Genomic DNA, 25,384 nt, shown 5'->3' on the forward strand with positions numbered 1-25,384 from the left:
AGCCTACTCCTGTTGTTTCTGACCTGCAACTATTTCGATGCTGGCCAGTGGGGCAGTTATTTATCGTCAGGATTTTCGTTGTTTAAGGCTTCGTATAATTGTTCTAAGTCTTTTTCATTATAGGTTTGCTGCTCTACCGGGACTTTATAGCCCTCAGAGGCCCATTCGCCGAGATCAATTAATTTGCAGCGTTCTGAACAAAACGGCCGCGAAGGGTTTTGCGGGGAGAATAACGTCAAAAGCCCGCATTGCGGGCATTTGATTTGTCTGGCATTGGTAAAATTAGCTGGATCTGACACCTAATTAGTACATACCACAGTTCGGGCGTTGGCAACGAGTGAAGCTGCCCTGCGCCGCAGGGACATCGCCGATCTTAAAGATAAAGTTAAACGAGTTATCCTGGATTTTACCGGTTGGTACTTCGATCGTTATTTTTGTTCTGTTTAAACCTGACCAGTAATCGCCATAACCGTTCGCTGAAAAACCAGTCGAATTGTTAATCGCAGAAACCGCTAATTCAAGTTGTAACGGGTTACGATAAACACCGTTGTATTGTTTAGGATCTGGTAAGTAAATACCAGTCACGTAACCTAAAGCGATACCTAAAGCACCCCAGCCAGATGGTAACTGGGCAGAGTAGTTAAAGTATGGATTATAACGAGGCTGGGCTGCGAAAGTAGCAAGGAGTGAGTTGCCGCCGTTTGGAGGAAACTGAATAATCATATCCATTGAACCACCAACCCAAGAGTCGCATGAAGCTTGGCCGTAGTTATTAGCTGCACGGTTACAAACACCCATGCCGTACTGAAAGAACTCCTGCATTTTAGCGCCATTGACTACGCGTAATGTAGATGTTCCTGAATAAGTGTCGGCGTAAAAACCGTTTTGGTAATTATAAGAAGCTGGTTGTACATAACCGCCCTGGCCTGTGTAACAAGCGCCATTATAATATGTAGTTCCGGCTGGGCATGATAAGTTGGCGGTGCCGTCATTATTATTGTTGCCTTGGCAACTTGAAAGACCTGCAACCATCGCAATCAAACCAAATACATAAAGTACATGTTTCATAAACACTCCTCTGACAAACTGAAGGGTTACAATTAACGTACCTGGGTTTTAACAATTTTATACGATCTGGGCTGTCAATAAACTCGACAGCTCCGAATTATCGGCACCGGGTAAAGCCGATTCCCAGAGTGAGACGCGCATCATTTTACGTAATTTATTGGCCGGGTAAGATCGTGGCGATAAGATTTTTGGGTTGGAGAAGACGCAGCATGAACACAGACAATCACTGGAAACAAGTCGCAGATCGCCTTACCTGGATTAAACCATGGACCAAGCTTAAAGAAATTTCGTTTAACAAGCCGGTCAGTATTAAATGGTACGCCGATGGCCAGTTAAATGTGGCCGCCAATTGTATTGATCGCCATTTGGTAAAACACGGCGATAAGGTCGCAATCATCTGGGAGCCGGATAACCCGGCAGAAACGGCAAAAACAATCACCTACAAAGAATTACACCAGCACGTAAACCGCATGGCCAATGTGCTAAAAAAGCACGGCGTAAAAAAAGGCGACTTCGTAACGATTTATCTGCCGATGATCCCGGAAGCGGCGTTTGCGATGCTGGCCTGTGCGCGTATCGGTGCGGTTCACTCGGTGGTGTTCGGCGGCTTTTCGCCGGGGTCTTTGGCTGATCGGATTAATGATTGTGATTCAAAATTTGTGATCACTGCCGATGAGGGATACCGTGGCGGTAAAACCGTGCCATTAAAGAAAAATGTCGATGAGGCGTTAACCAAAGTTACCACGGTAGAAAAAGTTCTGGTTGTTAAACGCACCGGTGGCGCAGTTAATAAAACGGAAAAAGATTTGTCGTATGAAGAAGAGATTAAAACCGTTTCAGATGAATGCCCCCCAGAGACGATGAGTGCGGAAGATCCGTTATTTATTCTGTACACTTCGGGCTCGACCGGAAAACCCAAAGGGGTTCTGCACACGTCGGGTGGTTATCTCGCTTACGCAAGCTACACGCACGAAAAAGTTTTCGATTATAAGCCAAACGATATTTACTGGTGCACGGCTGATGTTGGCTGGGTGACCGGCCACAGCTATATCGTGTACGGCCCGTTGGCCAATGCGGCAACGACGCTGATGTTTGAAGGTATACCTTCGTATCCGACAGCATCGCGTTTTTGGGAGGTGATCGACAAACACCAGGTTAACATTTTTTATACCGCACCAACGGCCATTCGCTCTTTGATGCGGGAAGGGATAATGCCGTTGGAAAAAACTTCGCGTAAGTCACTGCGCGTGCTGGGCTCGGTGGGTGAACCGATTAATCCCGAAGCGTGGCAATGGTACTTTGACAATGTCGGTGATAGCCGCTGTCCGGTGGTCGACACCTGGTGGCAGACGGAAACGGGCGGTATTTTAATTTCGCCATTGGCCGGAACAACTAAAACTAAACCGGGTTCGGCAACGTTTCCGCTTCCGGGAATTGAAGCTAAAATTTTATCGCCAGAAGGTAAAGTTTTAGAAGGCGCCTGCGAAGGCGTGCTCGTGCTTGCTGATTCATGGCCCGGTCAGATGCGCACGGTGTACAAAGACCATAAACGTTTTGAAGATACCTATTTCAGCAATTACCCGGGATATTATTTTACCGGTGATGGCTGTAAGCGTGATGAAGACGGCTACTACTGGATTACCGGCCGCGTAGATGATGTGATTAATGTATCAGGTCACCGTATTGGCACGGCCGAAGTTGAATCCGCATTGGTCGATCACCACGCAGTGGCTGAATCTGCGGTGGTTGGTTACCCGCATGAAATCAAAGGCCAGGGAATCTATGCTTATGTGACCCTGAAAAACGGCGTGGCCTATAGCGACGAGCTTAAACAAGAGCTCGTTCAACACGTGCGCCGATTAATCGGCCCGATCGCCACACCTGATAAACTACAGTGGGCACCGCACTTGCCAAAAACCCGTTCAGGTAAAATCATGCGCCGGATTTTAAGAAAGATCGCCGAAAATCAGCTGGATAGCTTAGGTGATACATCGACTTTGTTAGATCCGTCGGTGGTTGAGCAGTTGGTGAAAAACAAATTGTCGTAACTATACTTGCGATCACTCAGACGGCATCGGGGCGTCTGAGTGATTTATCAATTGCTGTGCAGTTGAGTTCTTTCATTGCCATTGTTCTTAAGTGACTGTTAAGTTTTGGTCATGAAAAAAACAGTCTTTATTGCATCGTTATTTGTTAGTCTTTCAACTCTTGCTATTCAAGAAATCGAAGTGGTTGTTGCCGATCAAAGCTTTAGCTCGTCAAGTAAAGTGGTGATCACAGAAAAAGAGATTAAAAAATCACAGGCTAATAATCTTTCAACGTTATTATCTACCGAAGCCAATATCGCTGTTGTGAGTTCGAACTTCACGCCTAATTCAATTTACATCCGCGGTGGTGATACCAGCCACGTATTATTTTTAATTGACGGTATTCCCTATTATGATCCATCGACGATTCAGCGCACAGTGAATCTTTCAACATTGAATTTGCGTTCAGTCAAACGAGTTGAAATCGTTAAAGGGTCACAATCTGTACTTTACGGCGGCAAAGCTTTGGCCGGTGTTATTAAAATTGAAACCTTTCCTTCAGATATTAAAACGACGACTGATTTTACGGTGCAAGGTGGTAAACGTTTTGCTGAGGTAAACTTGGCTCAGCAGTTTAAACTGACTGAGGCTCAGGGTTTTGCCGGTAACATCAAGTTATCAGATGCACATAACAAATCACCGGTCCGTAATTCTTCGAAGACTTATCCCCAGCGCTTAACAAACGTCGACTTAAATTACACGGTTCGTGATATTTTATTTCCTGAAGCTGAAATTTTAGTAAAAGGCCAGTACACGAATGACCAAGCTCAGATCAATACGATCGGCGCAGGGCAGTCGCCAGCCGATGCAGAAAATTTTGACTACACAACAGAAGCTGTAAATTATGGTTTTGTACTACGTAAGAAAGATTCTTATTCATTGGCAATTTCACAACAGCAAACTGATCGTGAATTTGACCAAGATGCGGCTTCTGGTGGTGGTGTAGCAACGAATCGTCTTTATGAAGGCGTGCTTCAGGCTATTCGCCTGGATGTGAATGCTTATGAATCAAATCGTTTTAAAGTAGATACAGGCGCAAGCTTCAGTCATGAAGAGCTTTATTACCGCGAAGCTGGCGTAGTCATCGCCGATGTTGATCAAGAGTTTGAAGGTATTTTTGTTAAAGGCGCTTTTAAGCCGACTGAAAAAATAGTGGCTGAAGCCGGTGCCCGTCAGGATTTTAACAGAACTAAAGCGGTCGCTGAGACTTATCAAGTGGGTCTTTCATATTCTGATCTGTTAAAATTAGAATACTCGACCGGATTTAACCATCCGTCTTTATTTCAGCAGTTCAACACGCTTGGTTACCCAGAATTAAAGCCAGAAAAAGTAACGACGTTAGCTGCAACAGTTGAAAATCAGCTCGCGGACACAATTCGCGGTGCGATCACGTTCTTTGAATCCAAATATGATGATTTAATCACTTTTCAATTACTGAGCCCGACAACTTACTATTATAAAAACGTGGCTAAAACTGAAACTAAAGGTGTTGAAGTCTATTTCAACTATGACAGTTTAGACCGAGCTACCAATGCCCAGCTGTCTTTAGGTTACCAAGAACCTAAAGACTTCACGACAAACACCTGGTTAGCCCGTCGTCCGTTAAGAACGGCTTCACTCAAAGTGAATCAGGAGATCAGCGATAAAACTTCTGCCGGAGCAGAGCTTGTTCATACAGGCAGTCGGCGTGATGGTGGAACGACACTTCCAAGTTATAACTTGATTCACTTAGTTGTAAATTACCAGGCCAGTCAGGAAGTAAATCTTTTTGCCCGCGCTGAGAATATTTTTAGCCAGGAATACCAGTCTTCATACAGATATTACGTGGATGGCCCCGTGGTGCGCGCCGGGTTAAACTACACCCTGGAATAGGAAACTGTGTAGCCTCATTTTGGTGAAGCTGAATTGCAAAATAATGTGTCGTTTAAATTAATTGTCTCACTTTGAGACGGGGCCTTTATAAAAACCAGAATGCTGCCGATATATTATCTGTATGAAAAAGCAGAAATTTACACGTATCGGTCTTCTGGTTTTAGCGGTGATGGCAGTATCAGCCTGTTCGCCGTTTGGTAATCAATCTTTAATCCAGGATATTGCTAATGAGATCGGGGTTTTTATTCCGGGTAAGACCAGCACTAGCGTTATTTCGAGTGCGTCTTCGACTGTAACAGCTGCCGGTTATAAAGTAACTCACTCGGTGGGTGATGCTTACCAACAACCGACCTTCCGCGCCCAGGACGTCAATAATACGGAATCTGGTTACACGGTATTTTCGTCAGTTTCTGGCGACATTAAATAAGCGCACCAGTAAGAAAAAAGCACCCATAAAAAGAACAAGGCTTAACCATTGCGAAATACTTAGGTTTGCGAGCATCGCGCCGCGGTCGTCTTCGCGAAAAAACTCAATCGCAAAACGATTTAGGGCATGACCGCACACCCACGCTAAAAACAGCAGGCCGGTTTTAAATGAGTCTTTTTGTTTCTTACGCCAGTACATGAGAACAGCCAGCAGTACGATCTCGGCCAACGACATATAAAGCTGCGTTGGGTGGCGATTGGCAATAGCCCAAGGTAGCTCGCAGTGAGTGCCGTAACAGCAACCTTCAAAAAAACAACCAATGCGCCCTAAGGCATAGCTTAAACCTACATACGGGGTAAGAAAATCCGCCCATTGGTAAAAACTCTGTTTTTTGTTTTTTAAATAAAACGAAACCGAAGCCAGAGCCAGGAACAGCCCGCCATAAAAAACAAAGCCGCCTTTCCAGAATTTAAAAATTTCGAGCGGAAACTCACGGTAGAAGTTCCATTCTTCGTAAACGACATGGGTCATTCTTCCGCCGATAAAACCGGTGATCATGATAAGCAAGGCTAAATCAAAAGTGATCTTACGGTTAATCTTAGGATTTTGTTCTAACTCAGAATTGAGCAGTAACAGGATAAAAGTCACTGACAGCGAAATTACCAGATAAAAAGTCGGGATTTGAATTACGCCAAAATCTAAAACCGGTTTCACGCTGCTTCAGTCTTTTGTTCTTTTTCGGTCAGGATCAGGTAAATCAGGGCCGCCACACCGCAAACAATCGCCATGTCGGCAATATTAAAAGCTGGCCAGGTCTGGCGGTTGTGAAAATGAAAATCGATAAAATCTACGACATAGCGGTACTGGACGCGGTCAATGTAATTGCCGATCGCACCGCCGAAGATAAAAGATAAGGCGATAATCTGCGACGTCTGTTTTTCTTTCAGCCCCCAAAGGATGTACAGAATTAGCGAGCACGCCAGTGGCGGCATGGTTAAAAAGAAGAACTCACGAAACACGGCTGGAGTCTGCGCTAAGATCCCAAAGGCTGCACCAAAATTGCGGACGTAGGTGATATTAAAATAATTTTCAATCACTACACGGCTTTCATGCAGCTGAAATTTTGTATGAACAAATAATTTAGTCAGCTGATCTGCAGCGATAACTAAACTTGAAATCGACATTAAATAGACTAATTTTTGGCGCATAGTCGAACTGTGTATCCTGTCTTCTCGTTGATTAAAAATTCTTATGGGACAAGATTACCACAGTTGTCCCGCTGAGAGTAGGGCTAACTGGGCTTTTAGCCGACTTTTTACCTGTGCTGAGCGGATAATATCGCCCCGGAAATTCCGGATTTCCTCACGGTAGTCTTTATTATCAGTGTCCAAAAAATAAATAAATTCACAATAAACAGAATTTTCCTAGAATCGATCCATCTTTGGAAATTATTCACAAAGAAATTAACCACAAACAAAGGAGATCTTATGAAAAAACTATTAATCGCACTGATGCTGACAGTATCTTCAACGGCGTTCGCTGAAATCGAATTAGATGAACGTGACTCTAGAGAGTTATATTATGCCTTAGCAAAATGGGGCGTACGTGAAGCAGATAAAGGCGATCAAGTAACCCGCATTCATGTAAGAGATGTGGATTGTGATTATAATCTATACAATGGTGGCCGCAACCAAGAAGCCGAGTGCGATCTTTACGATGAATTGCATAACGATGAATTAGAGCGTTCAGGTAAAACAGCATGGACATTAATCAGAGCTTTAAAAGATATTACTGAGCCATATTGCAATACGAACAGAACTCAAGCTGACTGTGAAATTCAATTGGATGAAGTTCGTTGCTGGCACAAATGGGATGATAAAGATCACAGAAACAATAATCATCACGGCCGCGAATACTTCTGTAAAGTTCGTCGCAATAACCCAGAACTATAATTTTAACATACAAAAAAAAGACTCATATTTTATGAGGATATGAGTCTTTTTTCTTAGGATTTGCCATGCTAAAGATTTTTCGCCTTAGTTTTATTTTATTTTTAATTTCAAATTTATATATGTCTGTAATTACAGCTCAGGAATTGCCTGTCGACCCTCCGGGCGAGCCCACCGATCCGGTGCTTGCGCCAGAGCCAGAGCTGGTAAAGCTTGATCTAAACGCATCCGATTCGCAGGTGCTATTTACCGCGCTGACTAAGTGGCAGCTGGTCGTGACCGACCGCCAGACCAAAAAGATCCGGGCCTCTGCAATTATCTGCGTTGAAAATATGGAAGGTGATCGTGAGTTGGGCTGTTCGCTTTACGATGATCTGCATGATCGTGATGTTACGAAGTACAATCAGAATGCTGATTCACTTTTTAAAGTGTTGGTTAAGCACGTACCGCTGGAGTGTGAAGAGGAAGGCGAGTCTTGTATTTTGACTGCAGAAGAAGTGCGTTGCACTTTGTCCGCCATGAACTACAGCTGTTCATTGGATTTTTACCAAAAAAAGGAGAATAAAAAATGAAGCCACTATTTGTCAGCTTATTGCTATTTACCATTACCCTTGTTGCGCAGGCTGAAACTGTTGATTTTAAAGAAAGACAGTCAAAAAAATTATATAATATCCTCGCCGATCTAGGACTGAAGTCAGATTTTCCGGCCGAAAAACAGACCCGTCAGTGGGCAAAGCCTGCAGTTTGTGTAAAAGAATCTGCTGCTGGAGCGACGGCTTACGGCTGCCAGATACACGACCAGCTAAAGGGGGAAAGCTCGCAATCAACCGGATCAGTGGCGAAGAAGCTGTACGATTTTCTTGTTGATGTAAACGGTGCTAATTGTGAAGACGGAGTCTGTGTGGTGGTAGCGCCGGACATTCAGTGTGCTTACTCCTGGTCTGATCAAAATGGTCCGTTTGCGCGCCGTTACCGATGCGCTGTTGAAAAACGGGACTAAGTCGATAAACCCGTTTCGATTTTTACGATTCGACACAAAACCAATATTTCTTGAGTAGATTATAATTGCAGCCAGTGACTTTCGCACTGAGCTGCTTGTGTTCTTTTGTCCCGGTAATTCCAGGATACCACATGCTAGGCCTAATTTTCAGAGTCAGAAAAATAAATACATTTCAAAAAAAATCTACCTTTTCTAAAATTTAATCACAGCTAAAACAGAACCGAGAATTGTAACCATTCAAAAAACAGTAACTATAAAACAGTAACTATTAAGAAAAGGAGTATTACAAAGTTTTTCGTGGATTGAAATCAAAACAATAAAGTTAGTGTTCTGAATGAATGCCCGACTTTTTTGTCATTGAACAACCCAATAACCAAAAAAACGCAATAAAGGAGTCATAAATGAAAACATTATTAGTTAGTTTGTTGCTTGTCGCTTTTGCTCAAACCACACACGCACGTGAACTCAATGAAGGGGATTCAAAAAAACTGTTCTTCGTCCTAGCGGCGATGGGAACAACTATGTTCGACCCTGAAAATAAACGTACAGTTGAGTCGGTCAGTGATGTGAATTGCTTCGTAGCTATTAACAATGGTCTAAAAGCAGAGTGTAGCTTGTTCAACGACCTCTACGGACGTCCGATTGTATTAAAAAAATATGCAGCCGTCCCACTTAATCTAATCCTGGGTAAAGTCGCAGGTGTGATGTGCGATGTTTTTAGTGGTCAGTGTTTAAGTTCTGCCACAAATATTAGTTGTACTTATTGGTGGAAAAACGCGCCAGCGAATCCACAGCCCAACAGAAAGTATATTTGCGAGATTGAATAGCTAAGCAACATGGGTAAGGTGGATAACGTCCGCTTTACCCATGTTCGATTCTAATTTGAATTATAATCCGGATTTACGAAAGTGTTTAATTCCTAAAGACACCAACGCACGCAAAGCTTCGGTATCAGAACTTAAGTTAAATGTCTCACGCACTTGTTGAATGGCCTCTAAAGTTTTTTGATCAAAACCTGAGGTGTCTAGCCCCGTAGAGACGCGCGATTGGCTCACTGTCGTCGTTGTTACGTGCGAAGTAGAAACCGCAGCCGCAGTGGCTGTTGCGTTCGTTTGCGAAGCCTGCACGTGGGCTGCAGGCATATGTACAGCCGCAGCCGTAGCAATTTGTTGCGGCGACTGGAAATCACCCATCATGTTCGCTAACGACTTTAATTCTTGTTTGAAATTTTGAATGCTCGGCGTTTCTAAAACCGCATCACCGTTACGTTGCGCTTTAAGATAAAGACTGACCAGGATATTCTGATCCTGGGCCATTTCTTTTACAGACGCAGATTGCGAAAGCAACCAAGCATAGGCTTTCTGTAAAGTGTCTTTAGTGTACGCTTGAGGCGGTAACGGGTTTACTGGCATAGGGAATAAACGGTAAGGTTTCCCTATAATCGAGTCAATTGTAATACCTCGTTAACGCTCGAAAAATATTTTGTAAGATTCTGCAGTTTATTTTCTAATCAAGGTCTGCTTTTGCGTATTCTTTCGCCACGATTCCGTACTTTTCGATTTTACGAAGTAACGTCTTTTTCGGAATGTTGGCGTGAAGTGCAGTTTGATTGATTTTACCCTTAAATGTTTTTAAGGCCTTGATAATAAACTGTTTTTCGAACTCTTCTTTTTGCGCATTGAAATCAAGCATGCCGTTGCTGCCAACGTTGATGCTCATCATGTCGCCATCGATTTCATCATCGCCATCCACTTCAGAGTCTGCGTCAAGTGCTAAATCATCGTCGTCGTCAGAATCTGTCATGCCCATTGTAACCGCAGTTGCGCCGTTCATTGCAGCAAGTGTTTCTGATTGACTATGGATCTTATCCATAGAGTCGATCAGACTGATGCCTGCGGCCATCAACACCGCTTCAGGTAAGCTTCCCAAAGTGATCTGGTTTCCTGATTCAAGAACGAAAGAATGTTCGATAACGTTCTCTAATTCACGGATGTTTCCCGGCCAAGAGTAACGTTTCATAGCATCTAAAGCATCTTTAGTTACGCCGTTAATTTTCTTACCGTGGGCATTGTTGAATTTTTTAATGAAGATATTGATCAATACTTCTAAATCATCTTTACGATCATTTAATTGAGGTAAAGTGATAGGTACAACATTTAAACGATAAAATAAGTCTTCGCGGAATTTACCTTCTTCCATCATTTTTTCTAATGGACGGTTAGTCGCAGCGATGATGCGAACGTTTGTCGGAATTTCGCGGTTAGAACCAACCGGTACGAATACTTTTTCCTGCAAGACACGTAAGATTTTAACTTGCATTAACTGCGGCATGTCGCCGACTTCGTCTAAGAAAAGTGTTCCGCCTTCGGCGAACTGGAATTTGCCGATTTTACGTTGGTCGGCGCCGGTAAATGAACCTTTTTCGTGACCGAATAATTCTGATTCAAATAAATTTTCAGGAATCGCCGAGCAGTTGATTGCCACAAATTTTTCATCTTTTCTGGCCGAATTAAAGTGGATGGCTTTGGCAACAAGTTCTTTACCGGTTCCGGAAGCACCACGAACTAATACCGGAGTATCAACTTTCGCAAGCTTATGGATAACGTTAAAAACCTTTTGCATCTGTGAAGTGTTACCGATGATTTTTCGGCCTTCATCAACAAATACCGGAGAAGATACCGCTAAGTTTGAGATCATACGGTGAGCGTTGATCGCGCGGTCAATTAGCGCAGTTAAATCGTCTCCTGAAATTGGTTTTGATAAAAAGTTATAAGCACCGTCTTTAACTGCGGCGACAGCGGCTTCTACCGTTGCGTGCGCGGTTAACATTAAGACGATAATACCCGGGTCGAACTCTTTGATGGCTTTTAGGGTCTGTAAGCCATTCATTCTTGGCATGTCGACATCTAAGATCACAATGTCGTAAATACGTTTAGTAGCATCGGTAGCTTTGATTTTTTCGAGTGCGTTCACGCCGTCAAAAGCTTCTTCAATCGAGAATCTGCGAGTAGCTTCTAAGGCCGAACGGATCGAAAAGCGTAACGCCTGATCATCATCAACAACTAATACCTTTAACATAGAATTCCCCCAAAAATTGCGATATGCCGGAGGGTATAGCATAGGTTTTGGGCAAGAACCCAATGAAAAAAGCAAAATGACACCAGTTTGGAATTGTTTACTTAGCGAGCAGAAACTCTATCTGGGGGTGCCAGGCCTTTTTTACTACAGTTATATTTGATTTGGTGGATTAAAGTGCGTTTTATTTATCTATAGGCAGTTCAACGGTAAATTTAGAACCCTTGGACTGGGTACTATCCACCGAGATCTTACCTTTATGAAGCTCAACGAAGTACTGCGCAAGGTAAAGCCCAAGCCCCGAACCCTTAATAGTGGTCGTCTTGGCGTTATGGGTTCTAAAGAACTTCATAAAGATATTTGGCAGGTCTTCCTGCGGGATACCCATACCCTGATCCTGGAACTCAACGATCAGCTTATCGTCTTCTTCGCGCGAACGTACCCATACGGTCGATTCATCGGGAGAGTATTTGATGGCGTTCTCTAGTAGGTTAGAAAACACTTGCTTCATAAGCTCTGGGTCTACGCTGGTCGGAAACATAGGCTCAAGCTCTTGAATAATTTTGATCTTTTTAACGTTAGCCAAGAACTGATGTTTCTTGATCACATCAGCCACCAGCTGGTTGATGTCTTTCGACTGCTTATGCAGCTGCACGCCCTGGCTCTCGATTGAGCCGTATTGCAGGATGGCGTTGATAAACTTCAATAAGTCATCAGAGCTGTGGCGGATGGTATCTAGCGCCTCACGCTGGTGCGGCGACAGCTGAACCGGGTCTTTGTAGATGACTTCAGTCATACCGGTAATACGCGCGATCGGCGTTTTCAGATCGTGCGACATCATCGAAATAAAGTTGGTCTTAAGCTGCTCAACTTCAGACAGAAGCTTGTGCTTTTGGTAATATTCCCACGACTTACGGTTCTCGCGAATTAAACGATAAGGGATGAAGAAGTAGTAGCAGAGGAAGATGGCTAGAAACGGGTGAGCGAGGTCGAACCATAGTCCGAATACAACGAAGGCAAATGTTCCCAGAAGGGCTGTGAGAAGCAATGTGCATGCAAGGATTAATAATCCTTTGGCCGGTGTAAGTGATAAAGTTACATAGACCGTCAAAATAGAAATCAGAATGGTAATTAACAAATCTATGTACTTGTGCACCTTTTTCGGAGCATTATTGTCTATCAGAGTCTGAATTTGATTTGCCTGTAGCTCGGCGGCAGTCATTGCATTTATTTGTCTAGAAAATGTAGTAGTAACATAATCCTTTGTAGTGCGTTCTAAGTCGGTACCAAAAATAACGACTTTGCCATTGAGTTGCTCTTGCGGAATTTTGCCATCATAAATATCTTCGAATGAATATTTTACGAAGTAATCTTTAGGTTTGTAGTTAATGTACACCTGATAGGATTCGAGATAGAAAAAACCGCCACGAATGTTTTCAGGGTTTTGGATTTCTGGGTTATAGTGAGCTGCGATTAAAGGTTGAGTCATCGCCTGGTCTTGATATCGATACATAAGACGTCTAGAGACACCATCTTTTGCAAATGATTTATTATCAGCAGTAATGGGCAACGAGCTTAGTTTAATGTCTAGAGGTGCACGTAACTTTAAATCGTTAATGTCGCCCTTCATTTTTAAATTTTGAGTAGAGAATATCACATTGGGCATGCTCTTTACTACATCAGAGAATTGTCTTTCTTCTTCTGGTGTTCCCCGGATGTCAGCAAAACTATCATCATCGGCTATTCTGAACTCATAAATTATGAAAGCCGGCTTCAGCCCTGATAATATGTTTAGAAATCTAATATGATCTTTAAATTTAGGGTCGCCCTGGAAACGTTCAATAGTTTTTGGGGTAATGTGTACTAGTACTATCGGAGATTGCTTTGGGTCTTTTTGGTTAAGGTGAGCATTAACTACTGATCTAACATCAAATAGAAAGCCTTCGATAAAATCAATTTTGAAACTAAATACTGCTATACCGGCGGCAATAGCAAAAATAACTCTTAGAACTAAATACTTTAAAGCTAACTTTTTATCGGCTTCCAAGAAAATAACTTACTTGAATTGGATTAGTTCATTGGGTGGCAGCCGTCACCGTTACCGCCGCCTTTGCCAGGCCCCATAGATAATTTAGGTTTTACTTTTTTAATATGTTTTTTCATATCAATCCCCATTAGACCAGCTTAGGCAGCTGATCTGCTTATTTTATAATATAGAATTGCAGTTAAAAGCAAGCTTCTCATACGTTCGCAAAACATCTGGTCTTTTTTGTGTTTATGACCGGTAAGTTCTCTGTTTATGTGCATGCAGCCACCGCCGCATAAGTGCCGCGCCCAGCAGGTTTGGCAATTATTAAGTTCTATAAGAGATTTTGAGTAGTTAGCTAGCCTCGTAGTGTCGTATTGTTCATTTTGGCCAATAGTTTCTGAAGGCTTGCCCACATCCCATGGGCAAGAGTACATTCGATTTTTAGCGTCAATCATTGCGTAACTTTTACCCGCGCCGCAATAGTTTTCGATCCTTAACTGCGAATCTAGAACTGCAAATTTATGGTCAAAGTATTGAACCTGTCGGAGTTTCTGCTCTCCTCCAGCTTCGAAAGCCAAACGTGCAATTTCCTGTAACTCAGTAATAAATCGTTCTTGTAGCTCTGGTGAGTTTTCTGCATAAGCCATTGTAAAATCACACCAGTCAGGTTTTAGAGTTTCGAAGAACTTGTAGGTCTCTAGCATGCTCGGACTTTCCTTTGAGCAAACAGCAGATAACCCTATGCTAATAATATTTCCTCTGTCGTTTAGAATTTCTTTAATTCCGGATACTGTTAAGTCAGTAGAGCTTTGTCCATTTTTTGTCGGACGAGCTTTGTCGTTATACTCTTTGGAGCCATCTATACTAACTGTAATTTTGACCTTCATAGCGCGAACAATTTCAAGAGTTTTTCCGGTTAACAAAGTGCCATTTGTAACGATCTGTAACGATGGTATAATTTGAAGTTTTTTTGCTTCTTCAAAAACGTAATTATGAATTGCCAATATTGCTTCCGGATGCAGAAGTGGTTCTCCGCCGACAAAGCTTATTGCAAATTTTTGCCCTGGCTTTAGCTGCATTAAGAAAAATTTTAATTGAGGTAGGGTTTTTTCAACCGATAATTTATTCATCGGTTCGCCATAAGTACCATCGCCACCTGCGGCACAGTAAGTACATTTTAAATTACAAATTTGATTTACATTTAAGGTGATAGATCTAATCCCGAATTCTAATTTACCGTTTTTCGTATTCGGGTTATCTTCGGCGTTCCATTCGTTCAAAGCACTAAAAGCTTCCAATTTTTCAGGGTTGACCGGAAATTTGACATCAGGAATTTCGCCGGTCGTAATAGAAATCGGTGTCATTTGAGCATAGGACTCTGGACTGATCTCTGCCACTTCCATATTATACGCGTGAAAAGCTGTAATAGATTCGTCCTCAGCTTTAAATGCGATAATTTCTTTATGGCGGCGCAGTTCTAATGGTTTCATTTTGTCTCTTAAATTCCTTAACCCCTTATAGAATAGCAATCTTAGAGCCAATTGTTAGTATCTTGCCGAAATTGTTAAGCTTTGCCTAAACCATTAAGACTTTAGACCTAAGCTTTCGGTAAGCTAATCATGATCGTTGTGCCCACGTTTTCCTGCGACGAGATTTCGAAGTGTCCGTTAAGTCGCTCGATTACGCGTTTGGCGTGTAATAGACCGATCCCGTTGCCCTGGCCAGTGTCGGCTTTGGTGGTGATACGGGCTGTGCCGAGCAAGCTTAGCACTTTTTCTGGAATCCCTGTGCCGTTATCGGTGATGCTCAGTCTAAGCATCTTATCGTGTTCAGCTATTGATAAGAAAATTTTTGGTTCAATAATGCTTTTAAGGGCAAAGATTGAGTTATCCATAATGTTGCTGATGATTCTTTCTAGATCTAATTTAAAACCCATAGCCATCGTTGAATCGGTGTTGATAACTAATTCGAAATTGATTTTTTCATTTAAAATGGCTTTTTCTTTGATAATAGTATTGCAGATTTCACCTAAATCGATTGGTTCTGGGGTTTCGTTTTCGCTGCCTGTTTTGGTGCGGTAACGGGTTAAGATTTTATTGGCGGTTTCATCGATGCGTTGAATAGCGCTATCGAAAATATCTTTGTATTCCTGATCGGGGAATGAAACTTTCGAGCTCACGAGATTAATTGCCGAAAGAGGAGATCTGATATCGTGGGCTACTTTTTCAGAAACAGTAAGTAAAGCATCGATTCTGGCATCGTTGATCTCCTGAAGTTTGCGAGATTCTTGTTGTTTGAATATGTTTAGCATGATCACCGGTATCACAAGATACTGTATGAAAAACAACAGCGTGATTGATTTGGAGAAATTGATGTAAAAACTCGACGTGGCGTAGATCAGTGCTAACGTGAAGATTATTGCTGGTATTAAAGAAGCGAAAATGTAAATTTTCTTTTTAATTTCTACATTGATAAAAATCAACAGACATAGAATTGCAAACGTCAAAATTAGATCTTTAAAATTTTGCACTAATTTTATGTAGTCGCCGGTCGTGTACAAGTTCAAAGCATTTGCTAGAGCATCAGAAGGTGGATATCCTTTGAAACTTGGGCCTTTTTTGTCCGACAAATTAAATACTGAGACTTGTGTTAGAAAGCTGTATTCGTCATTACTTCCTAATATTACAATTTTATCTTTTAAATCTATTGAGTCGTCTGTGGTTTCCAGGAATTTGCTTGCATCATGAGATCCGAAAGTTCCTAATCTGAAAGTTTTTAGGTATGCTTGTTTTGATCCCCAAAAATTCCATGTGTACTTAAAATACTCGGGAGGTTTGGTCTGTAGTCCGATAGCGTGTAAACTTTCAAACTCATACGCAACGCCTTGTTTGTCATATGAAATCATAGCACGTCGTAATTTTGAATCTCTTGGCCCCCAGCGTTGGTCAGGAAACATTTCAAAGGGAAATATGCGGGGAAATTGCGATAAGATTGGATCTTCGTAAACGTCATCTTCAGAGCCATTTGATGCTGCATAGATGTATGCGTTTTCTTTTTTGTTTAGATAGTCGAAGAGTTTTTTCTTCATTGGTTTCGGCTGATCGTAGTCATGATATAATTCACGAGGGCTTAAGATTAAAATTACTTTTTTAGGTTGGCCCGCAAAAATTTTTTCTAACACTGGAAGAATGGCATCAAAAGTAAACGGCCGAGTAAAAACTTCCTTTTCTTTATTAATATTTATGGTGACGAACGATCGATTAATGTCTGTTGAGGTGTTTAGATATTGGAAAGCATCTCGCAAAAAAGCGTCTACTCTTGGAAATTCATCTTGCTCTACCAGCCACATCACCGGCAACAACGCCGCCACCAGCGCCAGCTTTTTCCACGAAAATGAGAACCACTTATTTATCCAGTTTTTCAACTTGAACCGCCTTGCTACTGCGACATTATCCCCTAAATACGGGGATATTTAGTAGCCCTTAAACAACCTAAGTCTAGTTTGACGAGACCAAGGTCGGCGTCTCAAGATGGAAAACTTGTCTAGGTTTAATCGGAACGGTTGCGGAACAGCTGGCATGAAAATAAACTATTACTAGCGAAGGAAAATTGTAACAGCGTGGTTGTCAGATCATGAAGATCAAATTTTGGGGAGTGCGCGGATCGCTTCCGAGCAGTTCTAGTCCCACTGAAGCAAAAGAGCAGTTTGCTCTTTTGTTGCGCGAGTTTTTAGATAAAGGTTACAAATCAGCTTCTGAAATCGATAAATTTCTTAATGAAAAAAAATTAGTGGATGTCAGCGGGTATGGCGTGGCTACGACCTGTGTGCAGGTATCAAGTGATGATCAAATGCTGATTATCGACGGTGGCAGCGGCATTAAATACTTAAGCGATACATTGGCAAAAAACAAATTCGTACAAAAAGAGTATCACATTTTAATCACCCATTTTCACTTTGACCATATCCTGGGTTTACCATTCTTTGCGCCGCATTTTATCCCAGGGTGCACGGTAAAATATTACTGCGTACAGCCAGAGTGTGAAAAAATCGTACGTGATCTTTTTCACAAGCCGATTTTTCCGGTCGGTTACGAAGATTTAAAAGCAAACATTCAGTTTATTAAACTGTCGCCGTATGAAAAACGTTACATCAACGGTTTTGCGGTTACGCCATACTTACTTGATCATCCAGATCCATGTTATGGTTTTCGTGTTGAACGTGATGGCAAAGCCTACGGCCATGCAGTTGACACTGAAGCCACGCGCGTAACTGCAGAAGAACTTGGTCAGGATGCGGGTCTGTACAAAGACCTCGATTTAATGTACATCGATGCCCAGTATGTAGAAGAAGAAATGAACGTTAAGGCAGGTTGGGGACATGGTACTTTTGAAAGAGCTTTTAATCTTTGTGGGAATTTTGCTATCAAGCAAGTATACATGGCTCACTATGATCCTTCTGCTAGTCTTAAGGATATTCAGGCAATCAAAGAAAAAGCGGGAGCTGCTTTTGAAAAACACGCAGCCAGCAAAACCACTGCTTGGGACTTTGCTTACGAAACTCAGGAAGTTGAATTAAAATAGGTTCTTGCGTTGTCGCAATCTACTTTTCAAACACCAAATTAATCTTTTTGCCGTTATCTAAAGTTGATTCAATTTCTTTGATTTCGGTAGTTTCGGGCCAAACAAAGTCATTGTCGGATTCCGAGGCGGTGATCTGTTTCATAAAATTCGTCCAGATCGGAACCGCAGCGCCACCGCCGGTAAGCGCAGTGGCCAGGTTCTGGTCAAAGCCGAGCCATACGACAGCCGTAGTGCTCGGGGTAAAGCCTGCAAACCATGCGTCTTTGCCGTCTGAGGTTGTACCGGTTTTACCTGCAGCCGGTTTTTTATAACCTGCGGCCTGAACAAACTTGGCCGTACCGGTTGACAGTGTTTCTTTCATCATACCGACGAGGACAGCGGTTTTGGTTCTATCTGATTTTGCTTCTGGTTTTGGTTCAAAGTTGCCAGAGGCCTCAAAGATCATCGTGCCCGAATCATCAAGTGCTTTTTCGATAAACGATAAGCTGATCTGCTCACCGAAACGTGAAAGATTACTAAATGCCTGCAACACTTCAAGCGGCGTATGTTGGCTTGCGCCCAGTGATGTTGCCGGCAGGGCTGTCATATCAGAAGTTAATCCTAAACTGTGTGCAAGTTCGATTACTTTTTCGATGCCAACCTGGTGTGCGATCTGGGCGGTTGGAGAATTTAAACTTTCTTTTAAGGCAAAAAACAGCGGAACTTCGCCGCGAAATTTTTTATCGTAGTTGACCGGCTTCCACGATTTTCGACCGTTATCGTATTTCCATTCGAATGATTGGTCGTTAAGCGGCGTATTAGGTGTCGGGGCAGAATTATAGTCAATGCCATGTTGCAGGCCAGATAAAAATACAAATGGTTTTATTAATGAACCAATCTGGCGTTTGGCATGTAAGGCGCGGTTAAACTGTGACTGGCGAAAATTTTGCCCGCCGACAAAAGCAGTTACAAAACCAGATTGATTATCGGTGGCCAAAACTACGCCCTGTAGGGTCAAACCATTTTCTTTTTTCTTGGCCAGTGATTTTTTGCTCTCGGTTAAGCTTTTAATGCCGTCCTGTAATGACTTTTGTGCGGCTTCTTGAACTGACAAATCAAGACTGGTGTAAAATGTTGTTCCATCGGTTGTCAGCCCCATGTCCGTCGCTTGTTTTCTTACGGCTTCAAAAAAGTAGGGCGCGGTTTCTGTGGCTTTCACAACGGTGGCCGCCGGCATCGGAAAGTCGTTAGCTTTTTTAAATTCGTCTTCTGAGATAAGCTTTAACTCTTTCATTTTTGTTAATACTAACTGTCTGCGCGCTTTAGCTTTGTCTGTTTTTTTCCATGGGTTGTTTAAGCCCGGGTTGTTGATAATCGCCGCTAATAAGGCGCATTCTGAAAGATTTAATTTTGACGCAGATTTGCCGAAGTAATACTGGCTGGCGGCGCCGAAGCCGCGCACCTGAAATGCGCCGCTTTGCCCCATGTAGATGACATTCAGATAAGTCTGCAGGATTTCATCTTTGCTCCATTTTGATTCGAGCTTTACTGCCATGTACAGTTCTTTGGCTTTACGGGTATAGGTTTTTTCTGGAGATAAAAAATAGTTTTTAACCAATTGCTGGGTGATCGTGCTTCCGCCCTGAGCTTTGCGCAAAGCAATTATATTTTTTATAGCTGCGCGTGCTAACCCCATGATGCTTACGCCTGAATGATCCAGGAAATCATTATCTTCGATGGCGATCACCGAATTTAAACACTGAACCGGATAATCAGCCAATTTTAGCTCTTCTTGCATCAGTGGTTCGTTGTTACGAAACTGTGCCACTAAGACAGGGTCAGTCTGACCAGAGGTCACGACACGAGTGGGGTCGGTCTTAAAAATTTGTTGAATGGTCTCCTGGTAGCTTACAACCACATAGGCATCGGCATTGGTGGAGTTTTTCCAGTGAAAGCATGTGGAATCCTGCATCAGAGAAATGCTGAACATGTTGCTGCAGTCTTGAGCCTTCAGAATGATGAAATCTCCGGCTAAAATGGCCTGATCTTGCTGTCTTTCTCGGTAGCCTTTGTCTAAAAAGCTCTTCTTAACGGCTTCGGCATTGAATTTCTGGTTAGTTTTGTAGGATAAGCCTCTGGCATAGTACTTAGTCGTACGCAAAATGGCTTGCGATGAGAGTTTGTTCTCGAACTCTTCGTTGATACTTTGCGCACTAACGCTCAGAGATATAGCGCTTGTAACTATAAAAAAACTGGTCTTTAATAACTTAGAAAAGGACATAAGTAATTACAATGATGAAGCTTACCGCAAGTCAAATACAAAGACTGTCTGAAAAAATCTTAAATCAATGGAAATCGCAAAATCTGATCACGTTAAAGGTTGAAGAAAAACAAGTTCTTCAGGCCATGAAAGACGCTATCAACAAAGAGCTGCAGGCTGAACTTGATTTAGAAAAAGAAGTTCACGGCTTAATGGATCAGATGGAACAACAAGGCCAGGAATTTCAGCGCGGCAAGATGTTTCAATTGTTAAAAACTAAATTAGCAAAAGAGAAAAAGGTGATCTTATGATTTTAGATAGGGAAATCTTATCAGCAGACCGCCAAAGTCACTGGGCGCATGTAATCACAGATAAAGTTTGGGGCGATGACATCGTCGATTTTACTGATGACGACGAGGCGCTTAAGGCCGCTAAAAAAGCGATTATTGCTTTTGTTAAAGAAGATATGGAAATCGACAAACACGCCCGTGAAAAAGTAGCGTCTTTAAAACGCGGTGTCATGGAAGGTACCTCTGAATGGGAAATTATGTACAAAAAATATTACGAAGAGGAGAAAAACCGTCGTGGGTAAAAAAGTAACAGCTAAAAAAGTAACAGCTAAAAATAAAGTTAAAGCGAAAACAAAATCAGTAAAAAAATCTGCACCAGCTAAAAAAGCGGTAAAAAAAGCAAAACCTGCGGCGAAGAAAGCTGCTCCTAAAAAATCAGTAAAAAAAGCAGCGAAGCCAGTAGCGAAAGCCAAAGTTAATGTTAAAGCTAAGACTGTAAAAAAAGCGGCGGCCAAAGTTAAAGCTAAACTGGCCGCAAAAAAACCGGCGGCGGTGAAAGCGACTGCGTTTAAAGCGCCAACAGCAAAACCTTCAGCTAAGATCGATTACTCAAAGGCGATTACACCGCTGGGCGACCGTTTAGTGATCCGCCTGGTGCAAGCTGAGCGTGTTACGCCGGGCGGGTTAATCCTGCCGGATTCGGTATCGTCGACATCTGGCTATTTAAAAGGTGAAGTGTTGGCTGCCGGTCATGGCACTTACACAAAAAAAGGCCATCATAGATTGTTAGACGTAAAAATCGGTGACGTTGTTTTATTCAGTGAGTATTCAAGCACCAAAGTTAAATTTAATAACGAAGATTTACATATCGTGCACGAGAACGAAGTTCTTGGTGTGGCAGAATAAAGAGGGGAACCACCGATGAAATTATCACAACTATTCACAGCAGTTTTATTAGTCTCACAAACTGCAGCGGCTATTTCGATTGATTGGACCGGCGGCTACCGCGTTGAGTACACAAGCATTGACCGTCCGTCGTTAGCCAATAACAAGCAAAGCAAAAACTACGCGCTTAATTTTTTATACTTACAGCCTAAAATCGTAGGTTCTGACGGTATCAACATTGTGAGCCGTTTTGATATTATGGCCAGCGAATTAAAAGCTTACAAAAATTCGCAATTGGGTTCAGTGATCGGTGGCGGTTTAAATGACGGCACCGGCGACACAGGTACTAATGCGACTTCGCAAAATCAGAACTCATCTCAGATTTACGTGAGCCAGTTATACTTAAACGTAAACCATGAGTACGGTTCGTTATTGGTGGGCCGTGCCCCGGTAGAGTTCGGTTTAGGTATTACTCATAATGCCGGCAAAGGCGCATTTGATCACTGGATGGATACTAAAGAAGTTATTTCTTACCGTTTTGTGGTAGATAACCTTTCTTTTGCGCCAATGATTGCTCGCGTTGCTCAAGATGATTTCGGCGGCGGCGTAATGAATGATCAGATCTATATCCTTGATTACAACAACGTTGATGCCGGTGCGCGCGCTGGTCTATTTCATCAGACACGTTCGGCGGGACCTGCATACAACGACTACGCTCCAGCAGAGTTACCGAATGGTTCAGCGACCGTTTCGGGTCTTAAAACCCAGACAGTTAATATCTACTTAGAAAGAAAATGGTCTGTCTTTGAATTTAAACTAGAAGCCAGTTTCTTAACCGGTGATACCGGCGTAGTAACAGCAACGACTGAAAAAATCAAAGTAGACTCGTACGCGGTAGTTACTGAAGGTTTATTTCCGGCCGGCGAGAGCGACTGGGAATTCAGTGGTAAGTTCGGTGTGGTCAGCGGTGATAACCCGGATACACTGGGAACTTACGAAGGTTATATCTTAGACCGTAACTATGACGTGGGCATTTTATTGTTTAACCACCGATTGGGTTCGGGCGATATCTTAGGAACATCTCCGATTCATGCAAATGATGCCGGAAGTTCTTTGAGCACACAAAACTCTGCGGATGACGAGGCGATCACAAACGCAATGTTCTTGGCACCTTCAGTGAAGTACATGTGGGATGACAAAATCGATCTAAAAGGAACAATTATTTACGCGCAGTTAATGAATGCAAAGAAATTTGTAGACATGAAAAAAGACTTAGGCCTAGAATTAGATTTAGAACTAGTTTACAAGCCACGTGAACGTGTGACTTGGTCAACTGGAATGGGAGTATTAATGCCGGGCGCCGCATGGGAAGGTGGCAGCACTAATAACTTCGATAGCAAGACCAACTTTGGATTTACGACTAAGGCCGCCATCACCTTTTAAGAATATCAGCGTGATGACAGCATGTACGACAGCTTAGGATGACAACTTGAACACAGAATGTGTACTACAGCTGGTGATGTAGGCTGAGCAGGGCCGGCGGGGAGCAATCCCCGCCGGATTTTCTTTTTTAGGGGTCAAATCACATGATTCTTTCCAATTACACTCAAATTTTTGTAAAACAAAAGCGTGAACTCGCTGAACTTTTAGGTTTTGAAACGCGCAATAAGTACGAAATATACGATAGTCAGAAAAACCTGATCGGTTTTGCAGCTGAACAGCAAAAAGGTATCCTCGGTATTTTACTGCGTCAGTTGTTAGGCCACTGGCGTTCGTTTGAGCTGCATTTCTTCGATGCGCAAAGACAACACGTCTTGGTTTCAAAACACCCGTTTCGCTGGATCTTTCAGGAGTTTGAAATCGTAACTGCGCAAGGTGTGACCATAGGGACGGTGAAGCAGCGCTTTGGTATTTTTAAAAAAAAATTCGACGTGCACAACGAACGTGGCGAAGTGATTTATCAGATGCGTTCTGGTTTTTTCTCGTTTTGGACGTTTCCATTTTTTAACACTCGCGGCGAAGAGGCGGCGCTGATCCAGAAAAAGTGGTCAGGCGCTTTAAAAGAGATTTTTATGGATGCTGACAACTTCAGTGTCGAATTTAAAAGTAGTACCTTAAGTGAAAATGAGCGCTTGGTGATATTAGCCTGCAGCGTATTTACCGATCTGCAGTACTTCGAACACAAATCTTAAAATAAAAAAGCCAGGTGATGAACCTGGCTTTTTAGTTAGATAAAGTGACCTAGCACCGATTAGTTACCCATTGAACGGGCACCACGAGTGTTGCCGCGTGAAGAGTTTGACGGAGTTCCTACGCGCACGCCACCAGTTGATGAGTTTAAGAATTCCCATTGTGACGGTGAACCGTTGCTTACTTTAGAGCTGGCTTGACCGCGGGTACCAGTCGCTACCGGCGTTGTTGAGCCCGACTGTACACTGCCGCGAGTATTTTGACGAGTCCCGCTGTTTTCAACTTTTTCTTCAGGAGTTACAGCTGTGGCCGCTGCTGCCGGACCCATTAAAGAAAAGATTTTATTCATAGCTGGCAAGTACGTTTGTTGGTAGTACTTAGCAAAACTAGTATCAGAGCTGTAAGCATCAGAAGTTTTTGCTGCTGCTGAGTACACGTTGGCCATTTGGTTTAATTCAGCATGTGCCGCTTGTGCTTCATTCATTGTTTGTAAGTACTCTTGTGGTTTATTTTGCTTTGCGAAAGTGTCAGCTAATTTGTACTGCTCGTTGATAGCTTGAGAGCGGTTTTTAGTTTCGTTCTGAACTGCCGTTAGGATATTCTGGCGGATTTGACCATACTCAGATGGAAGACCGTCAAAAACATCGTGTAACGTGCTCATGGCAGTTTGAGCGTCGATTTCGTTATTGAATAACATCTTGCTTAATTCGCCACCGACTACGTTTTTAAAGTAACGTTGTACGACGTTTGCCGGGATTGCGTTACGGCCGGTGAAGCGTGATGTAGCACTGTTAAATTCGCGTGTTAAACACTCTAGTTTAGTTTCAGAGCGGGTCACTTCACAACGGTCTTTGATGTCTTCCATTTTATCTTCGAATTTAGCGATACGCTCTTCGCTCTTTTCGCGTTCTTTTTCGGCTTTTTCGCAACGTAAACGGTCGCGTTTTTGTGCGCGGGTTTCAGGTTTGCCGTCTTCAGTAAAATCACAGTCATATTCTGATTCAGCTGCGGCTACCGGAGCAGCAACTACCGTTACGCTTGATGCCGGTCTTGCAACTACAGCTGAAGACGTTACGGCGCGCGTAGCTGCCGCGATATTTTCTGCAAATCTGTGTAAGGTAGACATTTCTAAAACAACTGATTTACAAGAACCATCAGCGCATGTGCCTGTAGCGAGTACCTGGCCTTCACGTTTTAATTCAACCGTTTTGCCGGTTTTATCTTCAGATCCTGTTTGTGGTAGTGGGCGGGCTTCCGCCGAGCCTAATGCTGCTGCAGAACCTGATACTGATGTTGAACCTGAAACAGTTGCTGAACCAGATACCGAAGCCGTGCCAGAAGCTGGGCGACCTTCGCGAGAAGATAATTCAAACACTTCAACTTCATCTTTATGCATCGCTAAAGAGTTGGTTTGAAAGCCGTAGTTAGCACCAAGCACTGCTAATAAAGCAGTAGTTAATAACCATTTTGGGGCTTGTTGTTGATGTTTCATATATCCTCCGTTTAAAAAAACTTATTCGTCGAAGATCATAATTGCGAACCTGGCACCATGTCTTAGAGTGAGTCATACGCTGTAAGTGCTGAAAATCATGGGCCTATTCGCAGATTTTTTTTTGTTTCACACTGAGACTGCTGTCGAACTTCGCGATAAGTACAAAAAAAGTCATACAGGTCTGTGTCAGTACTAAAGTA

General features: G+C 42.7%; 24 protein-coding genes. 13 read left to right on the top strand and 11 right to left on the bottom strand.

Annotated elements, in window-relative coordinates:
* Positions 1-56 precede the first annotated feature (56 nt).
* Positions 57-299 carry a DNA gyrase inhibitor YacG gene (locus AC04MM_RS11430; protein WP_475380493.1) on the bottom strand — a complete coding sequence of 81 codons (243 nt, stop codon included), beginning with the start codon at positions 297-299 and terminating at the stop codon, positions 57-59.
* Between the two features lie 4 nt (positions 300-303).
* The gene (locus AC04MM_RS11435) at positions 304-1,068 is read right to left on the bottom strand and encodes a hypothetical protein (protein WP_475380494.1); all 765 of its coding nucleotides are present in this window, start codon (positions 1,066-1,068) and stop codon (positions 304-306) included.
* A gap of 152 nt (positions 1,069-1,220) precedes the next feature.
* Between AC04MM_RS11435 and acs the strand changes: the two genes are divergently transcribed.
* The 3 genes from acs to AC04MM_RS11450 all read left to right on the top strand — a co-directional run bounded on the left by acs (position 1,221) and on the right by AC04MM_RS11450 (position 5,454).
* Positions 1,221-3,116, top strand: a complete 1,896-nt coding sequence (gene acs, locus AC04MM_RS11440) for an acetate--CoA ligase (RefSeq protein ID WP_475380580.1) — start codon at positions 1,221-1,223, stop codon at positions 3,114-3,116.
* Between the two features lie 111 nt (positions 3,117-3,227).
* Positions 3,228-5,027, top strand: coding sequence for a TonB-dependent receptor plug domain-containing protein (locus tag AC04MM_RS11445; protein ID WP_475380495.1), 1,800 nt, complete (start codon positions 3,228-3,230; stop codon positions 5,025-5,027).
* Positions 5,028-5,148: 121 nt separating this feature from the next.
* Positions 5,149-5,454 carry a hypothetical protein gene (locus AC04MM_RS11450; RefSeq protein WP_475380496.1) on the top strand — a complete coding sequence of 102 codons (306 nt, stop codon included), beginning with the start codon at positions 5,149-5,151 and terminating at the stop codon, positions 5,452-5,454.
* On the opposite strand, the gene AC04MM_RS11455 is transcribed toward AC04MM_RS11450, so the two are convergent.
* Positions 5,431-6,168, bottom strand: a complete 738-nt coding sequence (locus AC04MM_RS11455; RefSeq protein ID WP_475380497.1) for a prolipoprotein diacylglyceryl transferase — start codon at positions 6,166-6,168, stop codon at positions 5,431-5,433. The genes AC04MM_RS11450 and AC04MM_RS11455 overlap by 24 nt on opposite strands.
* A complete protein-coding gene (gene lspA / locus AC04MM_RS11460) occupies positions 6,165-6,662 on the bottom strand; it encodes a signal peptidase II (protein ID WP_475380498.1) in 498 nt (165 codons plus the stop codon). Before lspA ends, AC04MM_RS11455 begins: the two co-directional genes overlap by 4 nt.
* Before the next feature lie 279 nt (positions 6,663-6,941).
* On the opposite strand from lspA, the gene AC04MM_RS11465 reads away from it, so the two are divergent.
* The 4 genes from AC04MM_RS11465 (at position 6,942) to AC04MM_RS11480 (ending at position 9,230) form a co-directional block, all read left to right on the top strand.
* Positions 6,942-7,406: a hypothetical protein gene (locus AC04MM_RS11465; RefSeq protein ID WP_475380499.1), complete on the top strand. Its 465-nt coding sequence runs from the start codon at positions 6,942-6,944 to the stop codon at positions 7,404-7,406.
* A gap of 65 nt (positions 7,407-7,471) precedes the next feature.
* On the top strand, positions 7,472-7,975 hold the full coding sequence (locus AC04MM_RS11470) for a hypothetical protein (RefSeq protein ID WP_475380500.1): 504 nt from the start codon (positions 7,472-7,474) through the stop codon (positions 7,973-7,975).
* Positions 7,972-8,403 (top strand): hypothetical protein, encoded by a 432-nt coding sequence (locus AC04MM_RS11475; protein ID WP_475380501.1) that lies wholly within the window; start codon positions 7,972-7,974, stop codon positions 8,401-8,403. The genes AC04MM_RS11470 and AC04MM_RS11475 overlap by 4 nt, the downstream gene beginning before the upstream one ends.
* A 401-nt stretch (positions 8,404-8,804) precedes the next feature.
* Positions 8,805-9,230, top strand: a complete 426-nt coding sequence (locus AC04MM_RS11480) for a hypothetical protein (RefSeq protein ID WP_475380502.1) — start codon at positions 8,805-8,807, stop codon at positions 9,228-9,230.
* Positions 9,231-9,290: 60 nt separating this feature from the next.
* On the opposite strand, the gene AC04MM_RS11485 is transcribed toward AC04MM_RS11480, so the two are convergent.
* The 5 genes from AC04MM_RS11485 to AC04MM_RS11505 all read right to left on the bottom strand — a co-directional run bounded on the left by AC04MM_RS11485 (position 9,291) and on the right by AC04MM_RS11505 (position 16,931).
* On the bottom strand, positions 9,291-9,815 hold the full coding sequence (locus AC04MM_RS11485) for a hypothetical protein (protein WP_475380503.1): 525 nt from the start codon (positions 9,813-9,815) through the stop codon (positions 9,291-9,293).
* A gap of 94 nt (positions 9,816-9,909) precedes the next feature.
* A complete protein-coding gene (locus AC04MM_RS11490; protein WP_475380504.1) occupies positions 9,910-11,481 on the bottom strand; it encodes a sigma-54-dependent transcriptional regulator in 1,572 nt (523 codons plus the stop codon).
* 181 nt (positions 11,482-11,662) lie between these two features.
* Positions 11,663-13,525 carry a sensor histidine kinase gene (locus tag AC04MM_RS11495; protein ID WP_475380505.1) on the bottom strand — a complete coding sequence of 621 codons (1,863 nt, stop codon included), beginning with the start codon at positions 13,523-13,525 and terminating at the stop codon, positions 11,663-11,665.
* Between the two features lie 137 nt (positions 13,526-13,662).
* A complete protein-coding gene (locus AC04MM_RS11500) occupies positions 13,663-14,997 on the bottom strand; it encodes a radical SAM protein (RefSeq protein ID WP_475380506.1) in 1,335 nt (444 codons plus the stop codon).
* Positions 14,998-15,104: 107 nt separating this feature from the next.
* Complete coding sequence (locus AC04MM_RS11505) at positions 15,105-16,931, bottom strand: sensor histidine kinase (protein ID WP_475380507.1); 1,827 nt, start codon at positions 16,929-16,931, stop codon at positions 15,105-15,107.
* Between the two features lie 209 nt (positions 16,932-17,140).
* Here AC04MM_RS11505 and AC04MM_RS11510 point away from each other — a divergent pair, with 209 nt between their 5' ends.
* Complete coding sequence (locus AC04MM_RS11510; protein WP_475380508.1) at positions 17,141-18,088, top strand: MBL fold metallo-hydrolase; 948 nt, start codon at positions 17,141-17,143, stop codon at positions 18,086-18,088.
* A gap of 19 nt (positions 18,089-18,107) precedes the next feature.
* Here AC04MM_RS11510 and AC04MM_RS11515 read toward each other — a convergent pair whose 3' ends face one another.
* Positions 18,108-20,348: a transglycosylase domain-containing protein gene (locus AC04MM_RS11515; protein ID WP_475380509.1), complete on the bottom strand. Its 2,241-nt coding sequence runs from the start codon at positions 20,346-20,348 to the stop codon at positions 18,108-18,110.
* Positions 20,349-20,359: 11 nt separating this feature from the next.
* Here AC04MM_RS11515 and AC04MM_RS11520 point away from each other — a divergent pair, with 11 nt between their 5' ends.
* From AC04MM_RS11520 to AC04MM_RS11540, 5 genes are all read left to right on the top strand, one after another.
* A complete protein-coding gene (locus tag AC04MM_RS11520) occupies positions 20,360-20,638 on the top strand; it encodes a DUF507 family protein (protein ID WP_475380510.1) in 279 nt (92 codons plus the stop codon).
* Entirely contained in the window at positions 20,635-20,919 is a 285-nt protein-coding gene (locus AC04MM_RS11525; RefSeq protein WP_475380511.1) for a DUF507 family protein, read from the top strand. Before AC04MM_RS11520 ends, AC04MM_RS11525 begins: the two co-directional genes overlap by 4 nt.
* Complete coding sequence (locus tag AC04MM_RS11530; protein WP_475380512.1) at positions 20,912-21,523, top strand: GroES family chaperonin; 612 nt, start codon at positions 20,912-20,914, stop codon at positions 21,521-21,523. Before AC04MM_RS11525 ends, AC04MM_RS11530 begins: the two co-directional genes overlap by 8 nt.
* A 15-nt stretch (positions 21,524-21,538) precedes the next feature.
* The gene (locus AC04MM_RS11535) at positions 21,539-22,945 is read left to right on the top strand and encodes a hypothetical protein (RefSeq protein WP_475380513.1); all 1,407 of its coding nucleotides are present in this window, start codon (positions 21,539-21,541) and stop codon (positions 22,943-22,945) included.
* Between the two features lie 143 nt (positions 22,946-23,088).
* Complete coding sequence (locus AC04MM_RS11540) at positions 23,089-23,694, top strand: LURP-one-related family protein (RefSeq protein ID WP_475380514.1); 606 nt, start codon at positions 23,089-23,091, stop codon at positions 23,692-23,694.
* A 59-nt stretch (positions 23,695-23,753) separates the two neighbouring features.
* Here AC04MM_RS11540 and AC04MM_RS11545 read toward each other — a convergent pair whose 3' ends face one another.
* Positions 23,754-25,184, bottom strand: coding sequence for a hypothetical protein (locus AC04MM_RS11545; RefSeq protein WP_475380515.1), 1,431 nt, complete (start codon positions 25,182-25,184; stop codon positions 23,754-23,756).
* Positions 25,185-25,384 lie beyond the last annotated feature (200 nt).

Source organism: Bdellovibrio sp. SBM16 (assembly GCF_056175625.1).